The sequence below is a fragment of the Streptomyces sp. NPDC052036 genome (assembly GCF_040680495.1).
GTDB lineage: Bacteria > Actinomycetota > Actinomycetes > Streptomycetales > Streptomycetaceae > Streptomyces.
The window spans coordinates 183,331-201,892 of sequence record NZ_JBFAWW010000014.1; the positions used below are offsets into that span (position 1 = coordinate 183,331).

The 18,562-nt window shown below is 71.8% G+C and carries 18 protein-coding genes; 7 read left to right on the forward strand and 11 right to left on the reverse strand.

Annotated elements, in window-relative coordinates; genetic code table 11:
• Positions 1-144 precede the first annotated feature (144 nt).
• The 4 genes from AB0L95_RS21110 to AB0L95_RS21125 all read right to left on the reverse strand — a co-directional run bounded on the left by AB0L95_RS21110 (position 145) and on the right by AB0L95_RS21125 (position 4,490).
• Positions 145-828, reverse strand: a complete 684-nt coding sequence (locus tag AB0L95_RS21110; RefSeq protein WP_365163399.1) for an ABC transporter ATP-binding protein — start codon at positions 826-828, stop codon at positions 145-147.
• Between the two features lie 132 nt (positions 829-960).
• Complete coding sequence (locus AB0L95_RS21115) at positions 961-2,433, reverse strand: ABC transporter permease (protein ID WP_365163401.1); 1,473 nt, start codon at positions 2,431-2,433, stop codon at positions 961-963.
• A 206-nt stretch (positions 2,434-2,639) separates the two neighbouring features.
• Positions 2,640-3,887, reverse strand: a complete 1,248-nt coding sequence (locus tag AB0L95_RS21120; protein ID WP_365163403.1) for an Ig-like domain-containing protein — start codon at positions 3,885-3,887, stop codon at positions 2,640-2,642.
• A 270-nt stretch (positions 3,888-4,157) separates the two neighbouring features.
• Positions 4,158-4,490 carry a hypothetical protein gene (locus tag AB0L95_RS21125; RefSeq protein ID WP_365163405.1) on the reverse strand — a complete coding sequence of 111 codons (333 nt, stop codon included), beginning with the start codon at positions 4,488-4,490 and terminating at the stop codon, positions 4,158-4,160.
• A 109-nt stretch (positions 4,491-4,599) separates the two neighbouring features.
• Here AB0L95_RS21125 and AB0L95_RS21130 point away from each other — a divergent pair, with 109 nt between their 5' ends.
• The gene (locus AB0L95_RS21130) at positions 4,600-4,980 is read left to right on the forward strand and encodes an LAETG motif-containing sortase-dependent surface protein (protein ID WP_365163407.1); all 381 of its coding nucleotides are present in this window, start codon (positions 4,600-4,602) and stop codon (positions 4,978-4,980) included.
• 83 nt (positions 4,981-5,063) lie between these two features.
• Here the strand turns inward: AB0L95_RS21130 and hutH are convergent, their stop codons facing one another.
• The 3 genes from hutH to AB0L95_RS21145 form a co-directional block, all read right to left on the reverse strand.
• Positions 5,064-6,602, reverse strand: a complete 1,539-nt coding sequence (hutH, locus tag AB0L95_RS21135) for a histidine ammonia-lyase (protein ID WP_365163455.1) — start codon at positions 6,600-6,602, stop codon at positions 5,064-5,066.
• 113 nt (positions 6,603-6,715) lie between these two features.
• Entirely contained in the window at positions 6,716-7,855 is a 1,140-nt protein-coding gene (locus tag AB0L95_RS21140; RefSeq protein WP_365163409.1) for a GGDEF domain-containing protein, read from the reverse strand.
• Positions 7,856-8,017: 162 nt separating this feature from the next.
• The gene (locus tag AB0L95_RS21145; RefSeq protein ID WP_365163411.1) at positions 8,018-8,824 is read right to left on the reverse strand and encodes an enoyl-CoA hydratase-related protein; all 807 of its coding nucleotides are present in this window, start codon (positions 8,822-8,824) and stop codon (positions 8,018-8,020) included.
• A gap of 230 nt (positions 8,825-9,054) precedes the next feature.
• Here AB0L95_RS21145 and AB0L95_RS21150 point away from each other — a divergent pair, with 230 nt between their 5' ends.
• Positions 9,055-9,657, forward strand: a complete 603-nt coding sequence (locus tag AB0L95_RS21150; protein ID WP_365163412.1) for a hypothetical protein — start codon at positions 9,055-9,057, stop codon at positions 9,655-9,657.
• 26 nt (positions 9,658-9,683) lie between these two features.
• Here AB0L95_RS21150 and AB0L95_RS21155 read toward each other — a convergent pair whose 3' ends face one another.
• Complete coding sequence (locus AB0L95_RS21155; RefSeq protein WP_365163414.1) at positions 9,684-10,823, reverse strand: adenylate/guanylate cyclase domain-containing protein; 1,140 nt, start codon at positions 10,821-10,823, stop codon at positions 9,684-9,686.
• Between the two features lie 113 nt (positions 10,824-10,936).
• Positions 10,937-11,830 (reverse strand): biotin--[acetyl-CoA-carboxylase] ligase, encoded by an 894-nt coding sequence (locus AB0L95_RS21160; protein WP_365163416.1) that lies wholly within the window; start codon positions 11,828-11,830, stop codon positions 10,937-10,939.
• Between the two features lie 147 nt (positions 11,831-11,977).
• Here AB0L95_RS21160 and AB0L95_RS21165 point away from each other — a divergent pair, with 147 nt between their 5' ends.
• The 4 genes from AB0L95_RS21165 to AB0L95_RS21180 all read left to right on the forward strand — a co-directional run bounded on the left by AB0L95_RS21165 (position 11,978) and on the right by AB0L95_RS21180 (position 14,702).
• Positions 11,978-13,561, forward strand: a complete 1,584-nt coding sequence (locus tag AB0L95_RS21165) for an acyl-CoA carboxylase subunit beta (RefSeq protein WP_365163417.1) — start codon at positions 11,978-11,980, stop codon at positions 13,559-13,561.
• A 24-nt stretch (positions 13,562-13,585) separates the two neighbouring features.
• Positions 13,586-13,795 (forward strand): acyl-CoA carboxylase epsilon subunit, encoded by a 210-nt coding sequence (locus AB0L95_RS21170; protein ID WP_365163419.1) that lies wholly within the window; start codon positions 13,586-13,588, stop codon positions 13,793-13,795.
• A gap of 135 nt (positions 13,796-13,930) precedes the next feature.
• On the forward strand, positions 13,931-14,059 hold the full coding sequence (locus tag AB0L95_RS21175) for a hypothetical protein (protein WP_267971020.1): 129 nt from the start codon (positions 13,931-13,933) through the stop codon (positions 14,057-14,059).
• Between the two features lie 22 nt (positions 14,060-14,081).
• Entirely contained in the window at positions 14,082-14,702 is a 621-nt protein-coding gene (locus AB0L95_RS21180) for a nucleoside triphosphate pyrophosphatase (RefSeq protein ID WP_365163421.1), read from the forward strand.
• Positions 14,703-14,784: 82 nt separating this feature from the next.
• Here the strand turns inward: AB0L95_RS21180 and AB0L95_RS21185 are convergent, their stop codons facing one another.
• The gene (locus AB0L95_RS21185) at positions 14,785-15,297 is read right to left on the reverse strand and encodes a hypothetical protein (protein ID WP_365163423.1); all 513 of its coding nucleotides are present in this window, start codon (positions 15,295-15,297) and stop codon (positions 14,785-14,787) included.
• A gap of 362 nt (positions 15,298-15,659) precedes the next feature.
• Here AB0L95_RS21185 and AB0L95_RS21190 point away from each other — a divergent pair, with 362 nt between their 5' ends.
• Positions 15,660-17,432 (forward strand): biotin carboxylase N-terminal domain-containing protein, encoded by a 1,773-nt coding sequence (locus tag AB0L95_RS21190; protein ID WP_365163425.1) that lies wholly within the window; start codon positions 15,660-15,662, stop codon positions 17,430-17,432.
• A 163-nt stretch (positions 17,433-17,595) separates the two neighbouring features.
• On the opposite strand, the gene AB0L95_RS21195 is transcribed toward AB0L95_RS21190, so the two are convergent.
• A complete protein-coding gene (locus AB0L95_RS21195; RefSeq protein ID WP_365163427.1) occupies positions 17,596-18,561 on the reverse strand; it encodes a DeoR/GlpR family DNA-binding transcription regulator in 966 nt (321 codons plus the stop codon).
• Between the last annotated feature and the right edge of the window lies 1 nt (position 18,562).

The following is an 18,562-nucleotide window of genomic DNA, read 5'->3' on the forward strand; positions in this document are numbered from 1 at the left end:
AATTCCCGGTTCACCCGGCCGGGGGAAGTCTCGAACGTATGCACGTCAACCCCCCGGACCACGCAGTATGCCCGGGGGGTGATCAACGCCTCAATAGCGCCAGGGATAACGAGTTGGAACGAGACACCGGCGCACCGGCGGCTCCTACGAGGCGGCGTTCTCCTTGACCGTGATCTTGCCCTTGCGGATGGTCACGAGCCGCGGTGCCTTCTTCGCGAGCACCGAGTCATGAGTGACCATCACAAAGGTGAGCCCGTGCTCCTTCCACAGGGTCTCCAGCACGTCCATGATCTCGTCCCGCGTGGATTCGTCCAGGTTTCCCGTGGGTTCGTCGGCGAGCAGCACCTTGGGCCGCTTCACCAGCGCGCGGGCGATGGCGACGCGCTGCTGCTGGCCGCCGGACAGTTCGGCGGGCAGATGCCCGAGCCGCTCGCCGAGCCCCACGGACTCCAGGGCCTGGGCGGCCCGTTCGCGGCGCTCCTTGCCCTTCACACCGAGCGGTACCAACGCGGTCTCGACGTTCTCCTGGGCGGTGAGCGTCGGGATGAGGTTGAAGCTCTGGAACACGAAGCCGATGTTCTCGCTGCGCACCTTGGTCAGGCGCGCCTCCGAGAGCTTGGCCAGATCGATGCCGTCGAGTTCCACGGAGCCGCCGGTGGGCTTGTCCAGTCCGCCGAGCATCTGCAGCAGCGTGGATTTGCCGCCACCGGTGGGGCCCTGGATGACGAGGCGGTCGCCGTCGCCGATCGTGAGGTCGACGCCGTCCAGGGCGTTGATGGTCTCCTTGCCCCGCGTGTAGCGCTTGGTGACGCCTCTGAGTTCGTACATGGTGCAACTCCTGGGATACGGAAGGGGGTGGGCCCGTCGTCACCGCGGAACCCGGGGCGCGTGCGGGGCGGGCCGCTCGCGGGTGCGGGGCGCGCACGCCTCGCGCATGCGGGGCGGCTGCGGGCGCGGGTGCTACTCGACGCGGCGCAGCGCGTCCGCGGGGCGCAGACGCGAGGCGCGCCAGCCGCCGAAGGCGCCCGCGATCAGACCGCCGGTGACGGCGAGGGCGACCGCGAGGGCGATGGTGGAGAGGCTGACGGGCGCGGTGAGCGCGACCTCCAGCGTCTTGGCGGCCCGGCGGCCGCCGCCGAAGCCACCGCCGCCGCCCGCACCGCCGCCGAAGCCGCCGCCACCACCGGCTCCACCGCCTCCACCACCCAGCTGGGCCTGGAGCGTGGGGCTGATCGCGGTGACGGCGTAGGCGCCCGCGAGGCCCAGCGCGATCCCGAGAACACCGCCGACCAGTCCGTTGACCATGGCCTCGCCGACGACCTGGCGGGTGACGCGGCCGGACTTCCAGCCGAGCGCCTTCAGGGTGCCGAACTCCCGTACCCGGCGCGAGACGGCCGAGGAGGTGAGAAGGCCCGCGACCAGGAACGCCGCCACGAGCACCACGAGAGACAGCCACTTGCCGACGTTGTCGGCGAGGCTGGCGGCGGTGGAGAGCGAGCCGGAGACCGTGTTCGCGAGGTCCGCGGAGGTGGTGACCGTGGTCCCGGAGATGTTCTTCTGGATGGTCGTCTTGACGGCCGCGATCTGCTGGGAGTCGCTCGCCTTAACGTAGATCGTGGTGACCTTGTTCTTCGCGTCCGCGAGCGTCTGCGCCTGCTGGAGCGGGATATAGAGGTTGGCCGCGGAGTCACCGCTGTCCGCGGTCGCGATGCCGATCACCTGGAACTTCACGCCCTTGATGGTGACCGTGCTGCTCGTCGTGAGCTTCTTCTCCTTGGCGTACGCCGAGTCCACGACGGCGACCTTGGCATCGGTCTCCGAGGTCTTGAACGTACGGCCGCTGGTGATCTTCGAGGAGGTCAGCGGGCCCAGGGTGGGCTTGGTGACGTCGGTGCCGTAAACGGAGTAGTTGTTGACGTCGAAGTTGGCGCCGCCTCCCTCGACCCGCCCCTGGAACCCGCCGCCGCCGTAGCCGCCCCGGCCGCCCTGTCCGCCGCCGGTCTGGCCCTGCTTGAACTGGCCCCGGGTGAACTGTCCGCTGATCTTGACGACACGGAGGCTGAGTCCGCCCACCGCGTTCGAGACGCCGCTCTGCGAGCCCACCTTGGTGACCGTGCTGTCGGCCAGGGTCTCGAAGCCCTGGACCATCACGCGGTCGCTGCTCTGGGTCCCGCTGGAGTCGCTGTCCTGGGCGCCGAACTTGAAGCGCGGCCCCTGGGAGCCGTCGGAGGCGGGCGCCGCCGCCTTGGTGACGGTCATGTCCGTGCCCAGCCCGTACAGCGACTGGAGCACCTTGTCCTGCGCCGTCCCCATGCCGGACGACACGGAGTTGACCACGATGACCAGGGCGATGCCCAGGGCGAGCCCGGAGGCGACGACGAAGGCCGCCTTTCTACGGCGGCGCAGTTCGCGCCTCAGGTAGGTGAAGAACATGGCGGCAAGCTAGGGATGCAGACTGATGAACCCATAAACCGGACATAAGAGAACGATGAGAAGCCCGTGGCGCGCCCGGAGTTGCGTCGCGCGGGGCCCCCGGGACCCGTCTGCCGGCCCCTGCCGGAGTGCGAGAACGGCGATGCCGCCGACCGCCCCGGGGGGCGGTCGGCGGCATCGGCAGGGAGGTGTCGGCGGCCGGCGGGTCAGGCGGCCGAGCCCGCCTTCCACTGGGCCCAGCTCATGTTCCAGCCGTTGAGGCCGTTGTCCGGGGAGACCGTCTTGTCACCGGTGTTGGAGACGACCACGACATCGCCGATGAGCGAGTGGTTGTAGAACCACGCGGCGGGCGTGTCCGGGTCGTTCGCGCCCTTCTTGTCCTGGAGGCCGACACAGCCGTGGCTGGTGTTGACGCTGCCGAAGACGGAGGGCGCGCCCCAGTAGTTGCCGTGGATGAAGGTGCCGGACGTGGTCAGGCGCATGGCGTGCGGCACGTCCTTGATGTCGTACTCGCCCTTGCCGTCGGAGTCCTTGAACCCGACCGTCGCGCCGTTCATCCGGGTCTGGGTGAACTTCTCGGAGATCACCATCTGACCCTGGTACGTGGTGTGGTCGGGCGCGCCCGCGGAGATCGGGATGGTCTTGACGGTCTTGCCGTCCTGCGTGATCTTCATCTCCTTGGTCTTCGCGTCGACGTAGGAGACCTGGTTGCGGCCGACCTTGAAGGTGACCGTCTTCTGCTGCACACCGTAGATGCCGCTCGTACCCTCGACACCGTCGAGGTTGAGCTTCATCGTGACGGTGGAGCCCTCCTGCCAGTAGTTCTCGGGGCGGAAGTCGAGCCGGTTGGCGCCGAACCAGTGCCCGACGACCTCCTGCCCGCTGCTGGCGGTGACGGTGATCCCCTTCTGCACGGCGGCCTTGTTGGTGATGGCCTTGTCGAAGTTGATCGAGACCGGCATGCCCACGCCGACGGTGGAGCCGCTCTCCGGCGAGAAGTTGCCTATGAAGGAGTGGGCCGGGGCCACGGTCGTGAACGAGGCGTTCTCGTGGGCGTCGCGCCCCTGGGAGTCCTTGGCGGTCGCGGCGACCTTGTAGGTGGTCGCCCGCTCCAGCTGGCCGGTGGGCGCCCAGCTCTTCTTGTCGGCGGATATCTGGCCCGTGACCGGCGTGCCGGTCGCGGTGGTCATGGTGACCTGCGTCAGGGTGCCCTTGGCGACCGTCACCTTGGCGGCGTTGTTGATGGAGGCGTTGTCGGAGCCGTCTCCCGGCGTGATCTTGATCTGTGCCTCGGAGCTCTTCTGGGCGGCCGCCTCGTCCACCTTGGCCTGCGAGGTGGAGTCCCCGCCGCCGCTGGCCGCCTTGCTGCCTCCGCTGCACGCGGTTATCAGCAGCATTCCGCCGAGCAGTGCGGACGCGGCCACCAGGCCCTTGCGCCGCTTACTGTCCGTCATCACACGCTTCTCCATCGTTGCCGAATCCCCAAAACCCCGTACTGGCCCCCGTAAGAACTTTCAACGCTACGGCCGGTTCCACCCGTTCCCCGTTCGGCCGATGTGTGGTCCACACCACGTCTGCCCCACCCGCACCCGGGCAACCCCCGCGCCCCGCCCGGCGCCGGGGAACGCCGCTGGAGACGACGGACCCCCGGGCGCCGGTTGCCGCCCGGGGGCCACGATTGTCCCAAGAGTCATCTGTCGAGCCCGGCCCCTTGTCGGCGCTCGTCAGTACTCGTCCCCCTCACCCTCGTCCTCCTCGTCGAGGACCCAGTCCGGCGAGTTCGGGTCGTAGTCGATCTGCTCGCTGCTCCAGGACGCCTGGGCCAGCTCCAGCCCCGGCACCGGGCCGAGCAGGTCGGCCGGGTCGACGAGGTACGCGAGCGCCTCGGCGGTGTCCTCCGTCACAGCGGTCTCGGTGTACATCCGCTCCGCCTCGGGCATGTCCGTGTCCTCGGCGGTTCGCTGCAACGCCGCCTTGGTGACGGCGTCGGGGTCGGCCACCTCGACGATCAGCTCCACGCGGAGCCGGACAAAACGTGATGTCTCAGAAGTGCTCATGGCGGGAGCGTACGGCCCACGGGGGCCGCGACTTTCCCACGACCCGCGCCTTTCACTAGCATCGCTGCACACGGCCAATTCGCAAGCGCCTCAGGGGGATCGGTATTTCGTGTCCGCCGCACGTCGATCATCGTCCACCGCACGCCGGACCTTGTTGACCGCCACAGCAGCGGGAACCCTGCTGGGTGCCCTGTGGTTCGTCCCGTCCGCCAACGCGACACCCACCGCACCCGATCGCCACCCGGCGCTCTCCCCGCGGGCGTCCACGGATCAGGACACCGCGGGGAACGCCTCGGCGGACGTCGCGACGGACACCGGCTTCGCACAGACGGCCTCCACCGCGACGGACGAGACGGCGACCGGCACCCAACTCGCCGACACCGGAAGCGTGGACACCACGCCCTACGTGGTGGGCGGCGCCCTCTCCCTGTTCCTGGGCGCGGGCTTCGTGACGTACTCGGTGCGCCGCGAGCGCATGGAGGCCTGGTAGGCCCTGTCGGCTGACGGACCGGGGGGCCGCCGCCCTCCCTGTGGCGGCGGCCCCCGGCCTCTGCTGCTCGGGCTCTACGGCCCTCAGGCCAGCGGCCCGGTGACCCCTTCCACGGCCGCCACCAGCCGCCCCGCCCGCACGAAGGCGTCCGCCGCCGCGAGGTCCGGGGCCAGGAACCGGTCCGGGCCCGGGCCCTCGGCGCCCGCCGCGCGCAGGGCCGCGATCGCCGCGCGGCTGGCGGGGGCCGGGGTCAGCCCCTCGCGCAGTTCGACGGCCCGGGCCGCCGCGTACAGCTCGATCGCCAGCACCCGGGTCAGGTTGTCCACCGCCGTGCGCAGCTTGCGCGCCGCCGACCAGCCCATCGAGACATGGTCCTCCTGCATCGCGGAGGACGGGATCGAGTCGGCGGAGGCCGGGACGGCCAGCCGCTTCATCTCGCTCACCAGCGCCGCCTGCGTGTACTGAGCGATCATCAGACCGGAGTCGACACCCGCGTCGTCCGCGAGGAACGGCGGCAGGCCGTGCGAGCGGTTCTTGTCCAGCAGACGGTCGGTGCGGCGCTCGGCGATCGACGCCAGGTCCGCCACCGCGATCGCCAGGAAGTCCAGCACGTACGCCACCGGGGCACCGTGGAAGTTCCCGTTGGACTCCACGCGCCCGTCGGGCAGCACCACCGGGTTGTCCACCGCCGCCGCCAGCTCCCGCTCGGCGACCAGGCGGGCGTGCGCCAGGGTGTCCCGGCCGGCGCCCGCGACCTGCGGGGCGCACCGCACCGAGTAGGCGTCCTGGACCCGCGGCGCGTCGTCCTGGTGGTGGCCCGTCAGTTCCGAACCCTGCAGCACCGCCAGCATGTTGGCGGCCGAGGCGCCCTGGCCGGGGTGCGGGCGGATGGCGTGCAGCTCCGGCGCGAGCACCTTGTCCGTGCCCAGCAGCGCCTCCAGCGAGAGCGCGGCCGTGACGTCGGCCGACTTGTACAGCGTCTCCAGGTCCGCCAGGGCCATGACCAGCATGCCGAGCATGCCGTCGGTGCCGTTCAGGAGCGCGAGGCCCTCCTTCTCGCGCAGCTCGACGGGGGTGATGCCGTGCTCGGCGAGGAGTTCGGCGGCCGGCCGTACGACGCCGTCGGGGCCCTCGGCGTCACCCTCGCCCATCAGCGTGAGCGCACAGTGGGACAGCGGGGCCAGGTCGCCGGAGCAGCCGAGCGAGCCGTACTCGTGCACGACCGGGGTGATGCCGGCGTTGAGGAGGTCCGCCATGGTCTGCGCGACCTCGGGGCGCACACCGGTGTGACCGGAGCACACGGTCTTCAGCCGCAGGAACACCAGGGCGCGGACGACCTCCCGCTCCACCCGCGGGCCCATCCCGGCGGCGTGCGAGCGGACGATGTTGCGCTGCAGCTGGGTCCGCAGCTCCTGGCTGATGTGCCGGGTCGCCAGGGCGCCGAAGCCGGTGCTGACCCCGTAGACCGGCTCCGGCTTCGCCGCCAGCGCGTCCACGATCTCGCGGGCCGCCGCGAGGGCCGCCAGGGCCTCCTGCGAGAGTTCGACCCTGGCATCCGCCCGCGCCACGGCGAGCACATCGGACGCGGTCAGGCCGGACGTCCCCACCACCACAGTGTGCATATCCATATTCAGGAGCGTACGCAGTGAATTCAGAGATGTCACTAGGGGTCGCGTCACGAGTGGATAGCGGGTTGGCCCCTTACCGCCCGCGTACCACCCGCGCGACACGGCCCTCAGTGACGGCCGCGGATACGGCGGCGCTCCCCCGCCGCGGGAGGCGGTGCGTCGGCCAGCCGTACGACCGGGTCGTCGGGCCCCTCACGGCCCGCCACCACGGGCTTCGCGGCCCGCAGCGCCTTGGCGCGGTACTGGGCCGCGTCCGCGAGCCGGAACAGCCGGCGGGCCGAGCGGACCGGGCCGATCGGATCCTCCGTGGAGGCGACCCCGCAGGCGACGCCGTCGCCCAGCTCCAGCTCCGCCGCTCGACGGCACACCTCGTCGGCCACCCGGACCACCTCGTCGGCCGGCGGGCCGACCGCGAGCAGACAGAACTCGTCGCCGCCGAGACGCGCGACGAGGGCGCCCGGCAGCATGGCGCCGCACAGCGACAGGACGGACCCGAAGCGTTCCAGGAGCCGGTCGCCCACGGCATGCCCCTGGGTGTCGTTGACCCGCTTGAGCCCGTTCAGGTCGCAGATGACGAGCGAGACCACGTGCCCGTCACCGTGGTGCCCTTCGATCGCCTCGTCGAGGCGCACATCGACGGCGCGACGGTTGGCGAGGCCCGTGAGCGCGTCGGTGAAGGCGAGACGGTGGGCCTCCTCCAGGCGCTCGGTCTGCGCGAGCCCGGCGGCGACCACGGAGGCCAGGACCGTGGCGAAGTCGGCGTCGGCGCGATCGAAGACGGGGGCGTCGGCCGCCCGGGCGACATACAGCTCGCCCCAGGCGAGGCCGTGCAGCACGACCGGCGCGACGACACAGCAACCGCGACCGCGCCGACGCAGCGCGGCGACCCGCTGGTGGGAGTAGCCGGCCTGCTCGGCGGCGGGCCCCCGGGCGCTCTCCACCCAGGCGCTGGGGCCGCCGCCGCCCGCCCAGCGCTCATGGAGGAACTCGGTGATCTCCGGGAACTGGTGCACCGGGTACGCCTCGCCCTCGGGGAACTCCTCCTCCCCGGGCGCGCGGTCCCCGACGTTGACGAGGACCCGTAGCCGTCCGCCCTCGCGTTCCCACACGGAGAGCGCGGCGAAACTCCCGGAGAGGGCCCGGCACGCACCCAGTGCGGCGGCCCGCCAGGACTCCTGCGGGGTGTGCGCCGCCGCCATCCCCTGCGCCAGCGCCACCACGGCTTTCAGCCGACTGTCCTCGACCACGAATCCAGGCTAGGGGGTGTCGGACGATTCCCGCCGGGCGCGCGAATCGTCCGGCACCCCAAGGGACCCCGCCCCGGGCCGCGCACCCGCCGACCTGGCCCGTAACCCCTACGGGACCCTCACGGCCGCCCGGAGCACAACCGCCCTGTCCGTGCGTCGGTGCTACTCCCCCGGCCACTGCGGCGTGCGCTTCTCGTTGAAGGCGGCGACGCCCTCCGCGCGGTCCCCCGAGAACGCCACCGAACGCCATGCCGCGTCCTCGACCTCCAAGCCGGCCCGCAGATCGAGGCCGTGCCCCAGCCGCAGGGCACGCTTCGCGGCGCGCAGCCCCACCGGGGAGTTCGCAGCGACACGGGCCGCGAGCGCGAGCGCCTCCACGCGGTCCTGACCCTCCGCGACCAGTTCGTCGATCAGCCCCAGCCCGCGCGCCTCGGCCCCCTGGAGCCGCCGCGCGGTGAAGATCAGCTCCGCCGCGCGGGCCGCGCCCACCCGGCGGGGCAGCAGCTGGGTGCCGCCGCCGCCCGGGATCACCCCGACCGACACCTCGGGCAGCCCGACCACCGCCGTGGTGTCCGCCACGATCAGATCGCAGGACAGCGCCAGCTCGAAGCCGCCGCCCAGCGCGAACCCGTGCACCGCGGCGATCGTCGGCATCGGCAGTTCCAGGACCCCGGTGTACGCGGCGCGGGCGACCGGGCGCTGGCGCACCAGATCGGCGTCCGTGAAGGAGTTGCGCTCCTTCAGGTCCGCGCCCACGCAGAACGCCCGCTCGTGCGTCGACGTCAGCACGGTCACCCGGGCGTCCCGGTCGGCGGCGAGGTGCTCGCACGCCGCGGTGATCGAGCGCGCCATCTCCGTGGACACCGCGTTCATCGCCTTGGGCCGGTCCAGCGCCAGCTCCGCGACGTACCCGTGCCGCCGTACGACGACGTACTCGCCGAACCGCCGCTCGTCCGTCTGCTCCGCCATGACACCCTCCCGGTTAACGCGGGTTAACTACCGACCGTCCGATCATGGCAGCCGGAGCGGCCCCGCGAAAGCCGCCAGGAGGCTCCGCGGGGCACGGGCCCACCTACCGCCACCCCACCTCTTTCGAGTGACATTCGACCCTTCTCCGCCGCGCCTCCCACCGATCCACACATAACCTGCCCACCGCCAGAGCACATCGGGGGAGTGCGGGCAGACCGGGGAGGACGAGCATGACGACGGACACGGCCACCGGCGAGACCACGACGACCACCGCACCCGGGGCCCCGGGCCCCCTCCGGTTCCGCCCCGCGGGCCGGCATCGCAGGCCACGCCCCCGGCGGGTGGCGCTCGCGATCGGCGGATTCGCCCTCGCCGCCGGAGCCCTGAGCCTCGTACACCTCGCTCCGGAGGGGGTGACGGGCCCGGGCGGGACCGCCGAGGCCGAACCCCGTATCGACACCACCGACACGGCCGCCACGGCCGCCACGGCCGGTACGGCGCCGCACAGGAGTGCGGACCACCCCACCACCACCGCCGTCATACGGGCCGCGGGCGCGAGCCCGGCCGCGACGGCCGCCGGCCGTCCCTCCGCCGGGCCGTCCTCCTCGGCCGCCACCGCCGCCGATCCTCCGACCGGCATCCCGGAGGCCCCGTGGACGCCGACGGCCTCCCGTACACCCGGCTCCCCCGCGGCCCCTGCCCCCACCGAGCCGCGACCCGCCCCGTCCACGACCGCCCCCGCCCCGACACCCGCCCCCACACAGAACCCCCCGGGCGTGTGCCTCCCGATAGTGGCGCTGTGCGTCAACGGGCTGCCGTTGCTGGGTGGTTGAGATCTACGGCTCCTGGGGGTCGAGCCCTACGGCGTCCCCTCCCGGCGGGTCAGCAGCCAGGGTTCGATCACGCCGAGACCACGCACCGGGCGCTGCCACATCGGCTGGAGCGCGAAGCGGTACAGGGGCGGCTCCTCGCCCTCCTTCTCCGCCGCCGCGGCGGCCTCGGCGGCCTCCGTCTCCGAGGCGGGCGCCTCGCCCGTGCGGATCAGTTCCTCCGCGAACGCGCCGTCGACCAGGACCGCGTCCCGGGGCGCTATGGAGGTGAGCCGGCTCGCCAGGTTCACCGTCGTACCGAAGACATCGCCCATCCGGGTGGTCACCGTGCCGAAGGCGATACCCACGCGCAGTTCCGGCATCGTCTCGTCGTTGGCCATCGTCTCGATGAGACGCATGGCGATCTCCGCGGCCGTACCGGCGTCGTCCGCCGCGTACAGCACCTCGTCGCCCAGCGTCTTGATGAGCCGGCCGCCGTGCGCGGCCACCAGGTCGGCCGCCGTCGTCTCGAACGCCTCGACGAGCTCGCCGAGTTCCTCCTCCTCCAGGCGGCGCGTCAGCCGTGTGAACCCGACGAGATCCGCGAAACCGACCGCGAGCCGGCGGTCGACCATCTCCTCGTCGTCGGCGGCCTGGACGACCCGGCCGGTCGCGGCGGCGAGCTGGCGCCGCCAGACATAGATGAGGAACTCCTGCAGCTCCGGCAGCAGCAGCTCGATCAGGGGATAGGTGACCTCGGTACGGGTCATCCCCGGCTCCGGGGGCTCGGTGAGGCCCTCCAGGAAGGAATCGATCTGCCACTCGGCCAGCCGGGCGGTGGTCTGCCCGGTGGAGCGGGCCACCTGCACCGCCATCGCCTCGCTCAGCAGCCCCGCCTCGACCAGACCGGCCAGGCGGCGCAGAGCCAGCACGTCGGCCTCCGTGAGGGCCTTGGCCTGCCCTATGTCGGCGAAACCCATCGCCCGCCAGAAGCGGGACGCCAGCTCCATGGAGACGCCCGCGCTACGGGCCGCCTGGAAGGGGGTGTACCGGCGCTCGGCCCCCAGGATGAGCTGCTCCAGACGGAGCGCCAGGGGGTTCTCCTCGGCCTCGGCGTGCGCGTCCCGCCCCGGTCCACCGTCGGGGGCGGGGTGTTCGCCCGTGCCCGAGCCCGCGTCGTCGACGGTCACGCGTGCTGCCCTTCCGATCTGCCACGGTCAGGTATCGACCGCGGTCAACTCTACGGCAGGTGTGCGGTAGCTCACTCCTCCAGGAACAGTCGACGACAGGGACCCGTCGGTGCTCACGCCGGGCGCAGATGCACGATGTCCCCGGCCCCCACCGGCTCCTGCACCCCGTCCCGTGTCGCCAGCACCAGCCGGCCGTCGCTGTCGATCGCCACCGCCTCACCGGTGATGGAGCGGTCGCCGGGCAGTTCGGCGCGCACGAGACGGCCCAGGGTGGCGCTCCCGGCCGCGTACGTCTCCTGCAGACCGCAGGCCGCCGGATCGCCGTCCGCCGCACGCCACCGCCCGTACCAGTCCTCCAGGGAGCGCAGCACCGCCCGCAGCAGCGGGTCGCGGTCGGTGGCACGGGCGCCCGCGAGTTCCAGGGAGCCCGCGGTGGGCACCGGCAGCTCGTGCTCGCGCAGCGTGACATTGATGCCGATGCCGACGACGACCCCGTCCTCGCCCGCGCGTTCCGCGAGGATCCCACCCGCCTTGCGCTCCTCGTCACCCACGGTGACCAGCAGGTCGTTGGGCCACTTGAGTGCCGTGTCGACGCCGGCGGCCCGGGCGAGCCCCGTCGCGACGGCGACCCCGGCGAGCAGCGGCAGCCAGCCCCAGCGGGCCACCGGCACGCCGGCGGGCCTGAGCAGGACCGAGAAGAACAGGCCGGAGCGGGCCGGCGCCGACCAGGTGCGGTCCAGCCGCCCGCGCCCCGCGTTCTGCTCCTCGGCGACGAGCACGGCGCCCTCCGCGGCCCGGCCGGCCGCGGTGAGGGCCACGAGGTCGGTGTTGGTGGACCCGGTGCGCTGCACCACCTCCACCCCGGACCACAGCCCGCCCTCGCGCACCAGCACCCGGCGCAGTGCGACGGCGTTCAGGGGCGGTCGCTCCAGATCGGACCAGCGGCCGCCACCGCCTGCGGCGTCGTTCCCGGGACGGTTCTCGTCTGAGGCATCTCGAGGCATCATGCAAGCCACCCTAGGTGTGGTAAACGCCGCACTGCCGATCGGTAGGCACCCCACTACGCTACGGATGAGTAACCGTTCGTTCTTCTGAGCATTCTCGTAGCACCTCACCCTCACGTCCCCACTGAGCAGGCAGGGAGCCGCATCCCGATGTCCGAGCCGGAAGAGATCGACATTCACACCACCGCGGGCAAGCTGGCTGATCTCCAGCGTCGTGTCCAGGAGGCGACGCACGCCGGCTCGGAGCGCGCCGTCGAGAAACAGCACGCCAAGGGCAAGCTGACGGCCCGTGAGCGGATCGAGCTGCTGCTGGACGAGGACTCGTTCATCGAGCTGGACGAGTTCGCCCGGCACCGCTCGACCAACTTCGGGCTGGAGAAGAACCGCCCGTACGGGGACGGCGTCGTGACCGGCTACGGCACCGTGGACGGCCGGCCCGTCGCGGTCTTCTCCCAGGACTTCACGGTCTTCGGCGGGGCGCTGGGCGAGGTCTACGGCCAGAAGATCGTCAAGGTCATGGACTTCGCCCTGAAGACCGGCTGCCCGGTCATCGGGATCAACGACTCCGGCGGCGCCCGCATCCAGGAGGGCGTCGCCTCCCTGGGCGCGTACGGCGAGATCTTCCGCCGCAACACCCATGCCTCCGGGGTGATCCCGCAGATCAGCCTGGTCGTCGGTCCCTGTGCGGGCGGCGCGGTCTACTCCCCCGCCATCACGGACTTCACGGTGATGGTCGACCAGACCTCGCACATGTTCATCACCGGCCCGGACGTCATCAAGACGGTGACCGGCGAGGACGTCGGGTTCGAGGAGCTGGGCGGCGCCCGCACCCACAACACCGCCTCCGGCGTGGCGCACCACATGGCCGGGGACGAGAAGGACGCGATCGAGTACGTCAAGCAGCTGCTGTCGTACCTGCCGTCCAACAACCTGTCCGAGCCCCCGGTCTTCCCGGAGGAGGCGGACCTCACGGTCACCGACGAGGACCGCGAGCTGGACGTGGTCGTGCCGGACAGCGCCAACCAGCCGTACGACATGCACACGGTCATCGAGCACATCCTGGACGACGGCGAGTTCTTCGAGACGCAGGCGCTGTTCGCGCCGAACATCGTCACCGGCTTCGGACGGGTCGAGGGCCACCCGGTGGGCATCGTCGCCAACCAGCCGATGCAGTTCGCCGGCTGCCTCGACATCGACGCGAGCGAGAAGGCGGCACGCTTCGTACGCACGTGCGACGCCTTCAACGTGCCCGTGATCACCTTCGTCGACGTGCCCGGGTTCCTGCCCGGCGTCGACCAGGAGCACACCGGCATCATCCGCCGCGGCGCCAAACTGATCTTCGCCTACGCCGAGGCCACCGTCCCGCTGATCACGGTGATCACCCGGAAGGCGTTCGGCGGCGCGTACGACGTCATGGGCTCCAAGCACCTGGGCGCCGACGTGAACCTGGCCTGGCCGACCGCCCAGATCGCGGTGATGGGCGCGCAGGGCGCGGTCAACATCCTGCACCGTCGCACCATCGCCGAGGCGGACGAGCCGGAGGCGACCCGCGCCCGGCTGATCCAGGAGTACGAGGACACCCTCCTCAACCCCTACGTGGCGGCCGAGCGCGGCTACATCGACGCGGTGATCAGGCCGTCCGACACCCGTCGCCATGTCGTGCGGGCGCTGCGTCAGCTGCGCACCAAGCGGGAGTCCCTGCCCCCGAAGAAGCACGGCAACATCCCCCTGTAAACCCCGGGACCCTTGGGAGCGGACATGACGATCAAGGTCGTACGGGGCAATCCGACCCCGGAGGAGTTGGCCGCCGCACTGGCGGTGGTCCGAGCCCGCGCCGCGGCGGCGGCCGCCATACCGCCCGGCGTGGCGCGGCACAGGGACTCCTGGGCCGACCCGGCCCGCATCGCCGCCCACCCGGTGCCCCAGCCGGGTCCGACGGCATGGACCCGAACGTTCTGGCCGGGCTAGGAACACACACACCCCGGTCGAGCGCCCGGCCGCCCGGCCCGGCGCTCGGCCGGGTATGCCCGCCCCCGTCCGCCGGTCGAAGTTGAGTACGCGTACTCAGGCGCCCGGACGCGGCCCGGACGCACGATCGAAGGCATGCTGTGGTCCGACCCCGAGAACGAGCCGCCGAAGGAACTGCGCGACATGCAGGACATGTTGCGGCGGCTCGGGGTCCTGATGGCGCTGGCCAGCCTGCTGGCGATGATCGTCATCGGCATCAGGTGAGGCACGCCGATACGCTGAGCCCATGACCGATCAGTCCCGCCGCCGTCTGGTGCTCGCATCCCAGTCCCCCGCCCGCCTCGGACTGCTCCGGCAGGCCGGGCTCGACCCCGAGGTCATCGTCAGCGGAGTCGACGAGGACGCCGTCACCGCCCCCACCCCCGCGGAACTCGCTCTCGCCCTGGCCGAGGCCAAGGCGTCCGTCGTCGCGGCGAAGCCCGAGGTGAAGGGCGCGCTGGTGATCGGCTGCGACTCGGTGCTCGACCTGGACGGCGAGGCCCTCGGCAAGCCCGCGGACGCCGAGGAGGCGACCGCGCGCTGGAAGTCGATGCGCGGCCGGGCGGGCACCCTGCAGACCGGCCACTGCGTCTACGACACGATCAGCGGCCGGTACGCGTCCGCCACCGCGTCCACCGTGGTCCGCTTCGGCGAGCCGACGGACGAGGAGATCGCCGCGTACGTGGCCTCTGGCGAACCCCTCTACGTGGCGGGGGCTTTCACCCTCGACGGCCGTTCGGCGCCCTTCATCGACGGGATCGACGGCGACCACGGCAACGTCATCGGCATCTCGCTGCCACTGGTCCGCCGACTGCTGGCCGAACTGGGCGTCGGGATCACCGAGTTGTGGGCGCCGCGGGAGAAGTGAGCGACGGCCGACCGCGCTGGCCCGGGGGCGTGCCCGGCCGGGCACGGGCGGCGGGCCTCAGGGCGTGACGGTGGCGCGGGCCTCAGGGCGTGACGGGCGCGGGCCCGCCACCCTCCGGCGTCGGTCGGCCCTGCCCCGCCGGCTCCCCCGGAACACTCCTGCCGTCCCCGGGACCGCCCGCCCCGGGCCGTGGGCCGGCCTGCCCCTGCTGGTCGTATGTCATGAGGGTGAGCAGTATCAGCCCGAACACGACCATCAGGAACGCGAACGCCCCCCAGCCGACCAGCCCCACCGTGAAGGCGGCGAGCACGGCGTGCACCACGGCGGCGCTGATCAGCACGATGCGCCAGAACCCGGACGGTGCGCGGCCGCGCACCGCCACCAGCAGGGCGGCGACGCCGCACAGCGCGAAGTACAGACCGAAGACGATGCCGCCCGCCTTCGACGACGTGGACATCGCATCCGGGTCGAGCCCCGCGAGCGACATGTTCTGCCGGTCCACGACCATCCCGAGGAACCAGTTCAGCAGCGCGATGCCGAACGCCTCCAGAACGAGGACCACCGCCACGATCCATGCCACCGGTCTGCGGACCACCGGCCCCACCCACCTTCGAGCGCGCTGCGTGTTACTCCGAGTACCTTCGAGACATCGCGAACGCTACTAACGGGTAAACCTCGGGACAAGAGGTCTGGCGGGGGCAAAGTTTCGTTGGGCCATTAGTAGGGACTCCACAAAGAAACACGACCGGTGGCAGGACTACTTCATAGAGACCTTGACCACACCGGAGGGCTAGGGTTTTCCGGTGGATTCCCCTGTCCGGCGGTGCGACAAGGGATTTCGCAGGTTGAGTGAGCCTGGTTTCACGCTCCGTGTGGGCAAGCTCACCACTGGGGACGGGTCGAAACGTCGTGTCGGCAGTCCCTAAACTCGGCTTGTTTCAAGGAGAGGGAGCCATCGTGCGCAAGGTGTTGATCGCCAACCGTGGCGAAATCGCTGTCCGTGTCGCCCGGGCCTGCCGTGACGCCGGGATCGCGAGCGTGGCCGTGTACGCCGACCCGGACCGGGACGCCCTGCACGTCCGCGCGGCGGACGAGGCGTTCGCCCTGGGCGGCGACACACCCGCCACCAGCTACCTGGACATCGAGAAGGTCCTCCAGGCCGCGAAGGACTCCGGCGCGGACGCCGTCCACCCCGGTTACGGCTTCCTTTCCGAGAACGCCCACTTCGCCCAGGCCGTCCTGGACGCCGGGCTGATCTGGATCGGCCCGCCGCCGCAGGCCATCCGCGACCTCGGCGACAAGGTCGCGGCCCGGCACATCGCCCAGCGCGCCGGCGCCCCGCTGGTCGCCGGTACGCCCGACCCGGTGTCCGGCGCCGACGAGGTCGTCGCGTTCGCCGAGGAGTACGGCCTGCCCATCGCCATCAAGGCCGCCTTCGGCGGTGGCGGGCGCGGCCTGAAGGTCGCCCGCACCCTCGAAGAGGTCCCCGAGCTGTACGAGTCCGCGGTCCGCGAGGCGGTGGCCGCCTTCGGTCGCGGCGAGTGCTTCGTCGAGCGCTACCTCGACCGGCCCCGCCATGTGGAGACCCAGTGCCTGGCCGACAGCCACGGCAACGTGGTCGTCGTCTCCACCCGTGACTGCTCGCTCCAGCGCCGCCACCAGAAGCTCGTCGAGGAGGCCCCGGCCCCCTTCCTGAGCCAGGAGCAGATGGACGAGCTGTACCAGGCGTCGAAGGCCATCCTCAAGGAGGCCGGTTACGTCGGCGCGGGCACCGTCGAGTTCCTCGTCGGCAACGACGGCACGATCTCCTTCCTGGAGGTCAACACCCGACTGCAGGTCGAGCACCCGGTCACCGAGGAGGTCGCCGGCATCGACCTGGTCCGCGAGATGTTCCGCATCGCCGACGGCGAGGAACTGGGCTACGGCGACCCCGAACTGCGCGGTCACTCCTTCGAGTTCCGTATCAACGGCGAGGACCCGGGCCGCAACTTCCTGCCCGCCCCCGGCACGGTGACCCGGTTCGCCCCGCCGTCGGGCCCCGGTGTCCGTCTGGACGCGGGCGTCGAGTCCGGCAGCGTCATCGGCCCGGCATGGGACTCGCTGCTGGCCAAGCTGATCGTCACGGGCCGCACCCGCAAGGAGGCGCTGGAGCGTGCCTCCCGCGCGCTGGAGGAGTTCCAGGTCGAGGGCATGGCCACGGCGATCCCGTTCCACCGCGCGGTGGTCAAGGACCCGGCGTTCGCCCCCGAACTGACCGGCTCCGACGAGCCGTTCACGGTGCACACCCGGTGGATCGAGACCGAGTTCGTCAACGAGATCAAGCCGTTCACGGCGGTCGCCGACGCGGACGCCGAGGAGGAGCCCGGCCGCGAGACGGTCGTGGTGGAGGTGGGCGGCAAGCGCCTGGAGGTCTCGCTGCCCTCGTCGCTCGGCATGTCCCTGGCCCGCACGGGCCTGGCGGCGGGCGCCAAGCCCAAGCGCCGCGCGGCCAAGAAGTCCGGGCCGGTGGCCTCCGGTGACGCCCTCGCCTCCCCGATGCAGGGCACGATCGTCAAGGTCGCCGTCGAGGAGGGCCAGGAGGTCAAGGAGGGCGACCTGGTCGTCGTCCTGGAGGCGATGAAGATGGAGCAGCCGCTGAACGCGCACCGGGCAGGCACCATCAAGGGCCTCACCGCCGAGGTCGGCGCGTCCGTCACCTCCGGCGCCCTGATCTGCGAGATCAAGGACTGAGCACCTCTACGACCACCGGGAGCGCCCGGCGGACCGGACAACCGGCCCGCCGGGCGCTCCCGTCTGCCGGCCGCTGTGGCAACTGCGCGGCCCGGCTCCGGACGGCCCGCGGCGACCGTGGCCGCTCCCCCCGTCCGGTACGGGCGGGGGCGGACGCGAGGCGCTAGCGGCGGCGCAGGTCCGCGACCCGTGGCCGTTCTCCCGTCGGCGGCTCCCCGAGGACCGTCGCGCTGCGCAACTGCGGGCCGCCCCCGGCGACCTGGCCGCGGCGGGGCCCCGGAAGGGCTACGTCACGGCGCGGCTGACGGCCCGCCGGGGCCGTGTCGCCCCCCGGGGAACCGCCTCCTGACGCCCCGGCGACCGCGATCTGCACACCCTGGTCGGCCAGGGCCTGCAACTCGGTGGCCGCGCGGTCGTCGTGCGGGGGCGGCTCGTCCGTCACCAGCCGGGTGATCAGATCCGTCGGCACGGTCTGGAACATCGTGTCCGTACCGAGCTTGGTGTGGTCGGCGAGGACGACGACCTCCGCGGCCGCCTGCACCAGCGCACGGTCGACGGACGCCGACAGCATGTTGGACGTGGAGAGCCCGCGCTCGGCGGTGAGCCCGCTCCCGGACAGAAAGGCCTTGGAGACCCTCAGACCCTGGAGCGACTGCTCGGCACCGCTGCCGACGAGGGCGTAGTTGGAACCGCGCAGGGTGCCGCCGGTCATCACGACCTCCACGCGGTTGGCATGGGCCAACGCCTGGGCCACCAGCAGCGAGTTGGTGACGACGGTCAGCCCGGGCACCCGTGCGAGCCGGCGCGCCAGCTCCTGCGTGGTGGTCCCGGCTCCCACCACGATGGCCTCGCCCTCCTCCACGAGGCCCGCGGCGAGGTCGGCGATGGCGGTCTTCTCGGCGGTCGCGAGATGGGACTTCTGCGGAAAGCCGGACTCCCGCGTGAACCCGCCCGGCAGTACCGCACCGCCGTGCCGGCGGTCGAGGAGTCCTTCTGCCTCCAGCGCGCGCACGTCCCGCCGTACGGTCACTTCGGAGGTCTGGACGACGCGGGCGAGCTCACGGAGCGACACGGCACCGTTCGCTCGCACCATTTCGAGGATCAATTGGCGACGTTCTGCAGCGAACACG

Excerpts from the sequence above, each read along its gene's own strand:
- AB0L95_RS21110 (WP_365163399.1), bottom strand. The coding sequence starts at position 828 with ATGTACGAACTCAGAGGCGTCACCAAGCGCTACACGCGGGGCAAGGAG.
- AB0L95_RS21115 (WP_365163401.1), bottom strand. The coding sequence starts at position 2,433 with ATGTTCTTCACCTACCTGAGGCGCGAACTGCGCCGCCGTAGAAAGGCG.
- AB0L95_RS21120 (WP_365163403.1), bottom strand. The coding sequence starts at position 3,887 with ATGACGGACAGTAAGCGGCGCAAGGGCCTGGTGGCCGCGTCCGCACTG.
- AB0L95_RS21125 (WP_365163405.1), bottom strand. The coding sequence starts at position 4,490 with ATGAGCACTTCTGAGACATCACGTTTTGTCCGGCTCCGCGTGGAGCTG.
- hutH (WP_365163455.1), bottom strand. The coding sequence starts at position 6,602 with ATGCACACTGTGGTGGTGGGGACGTCCGGCCTGACCGCGTCCGATGTG.
- AB0L95_RS21145 (WP_365163411.1), bottom strand. The coding sequence starts at position 8,824 with ATGGCGGAGCAGACGGACGAGCGGCGGTTCGGCGAGTACGTCGTCGTA.
- AB0L95_RS21150 (WP_365163412.1), top strand. The coding sequence starts at position 9,055 with ATGACGACGGACACGGCCACCGGCGAGACCACGACGACCACCGCACCC.
- AB0L95_RS21160 (WP_365163416.1), bottom strand. The coding sequence starts at position 11,830 with ATGATGCCTCGAGATGCCTCAGACGAGAACCGTCCCGGGAACGACGCC.
- AB0L95_RS21165 (WP_365163417.1), top strand. The coding sequence starts at position 11,978 with ATGTCCGAGCCGGAAGAGATCGACATTCACACCACCGCGGGCAAGCTG.
- AB0L95_RS21170 (WP_365163419.1), top strand. The coding sequence starts at position 13,586 with ATGACGATCAAGGTCGTACGGGGCAATCCGACCCCGGAGGAGTTGGCC.
- AB0L95_RS21175 (WP_267971020.1), top strand. The coding sequence starts at position 13,931 with ATGCTGTGGTCCGACCCCGAGAACGAGCCGCCGAAGGAACTGCGCGAC.
- AB0L95_RS21180 (WP_365163421.1), top strand. The coding sequence starts at position 14,082 with ATGACCGATCAGTCCCGCCGCCGTCTGGTGCTCGCATCCCAGTCCCCC.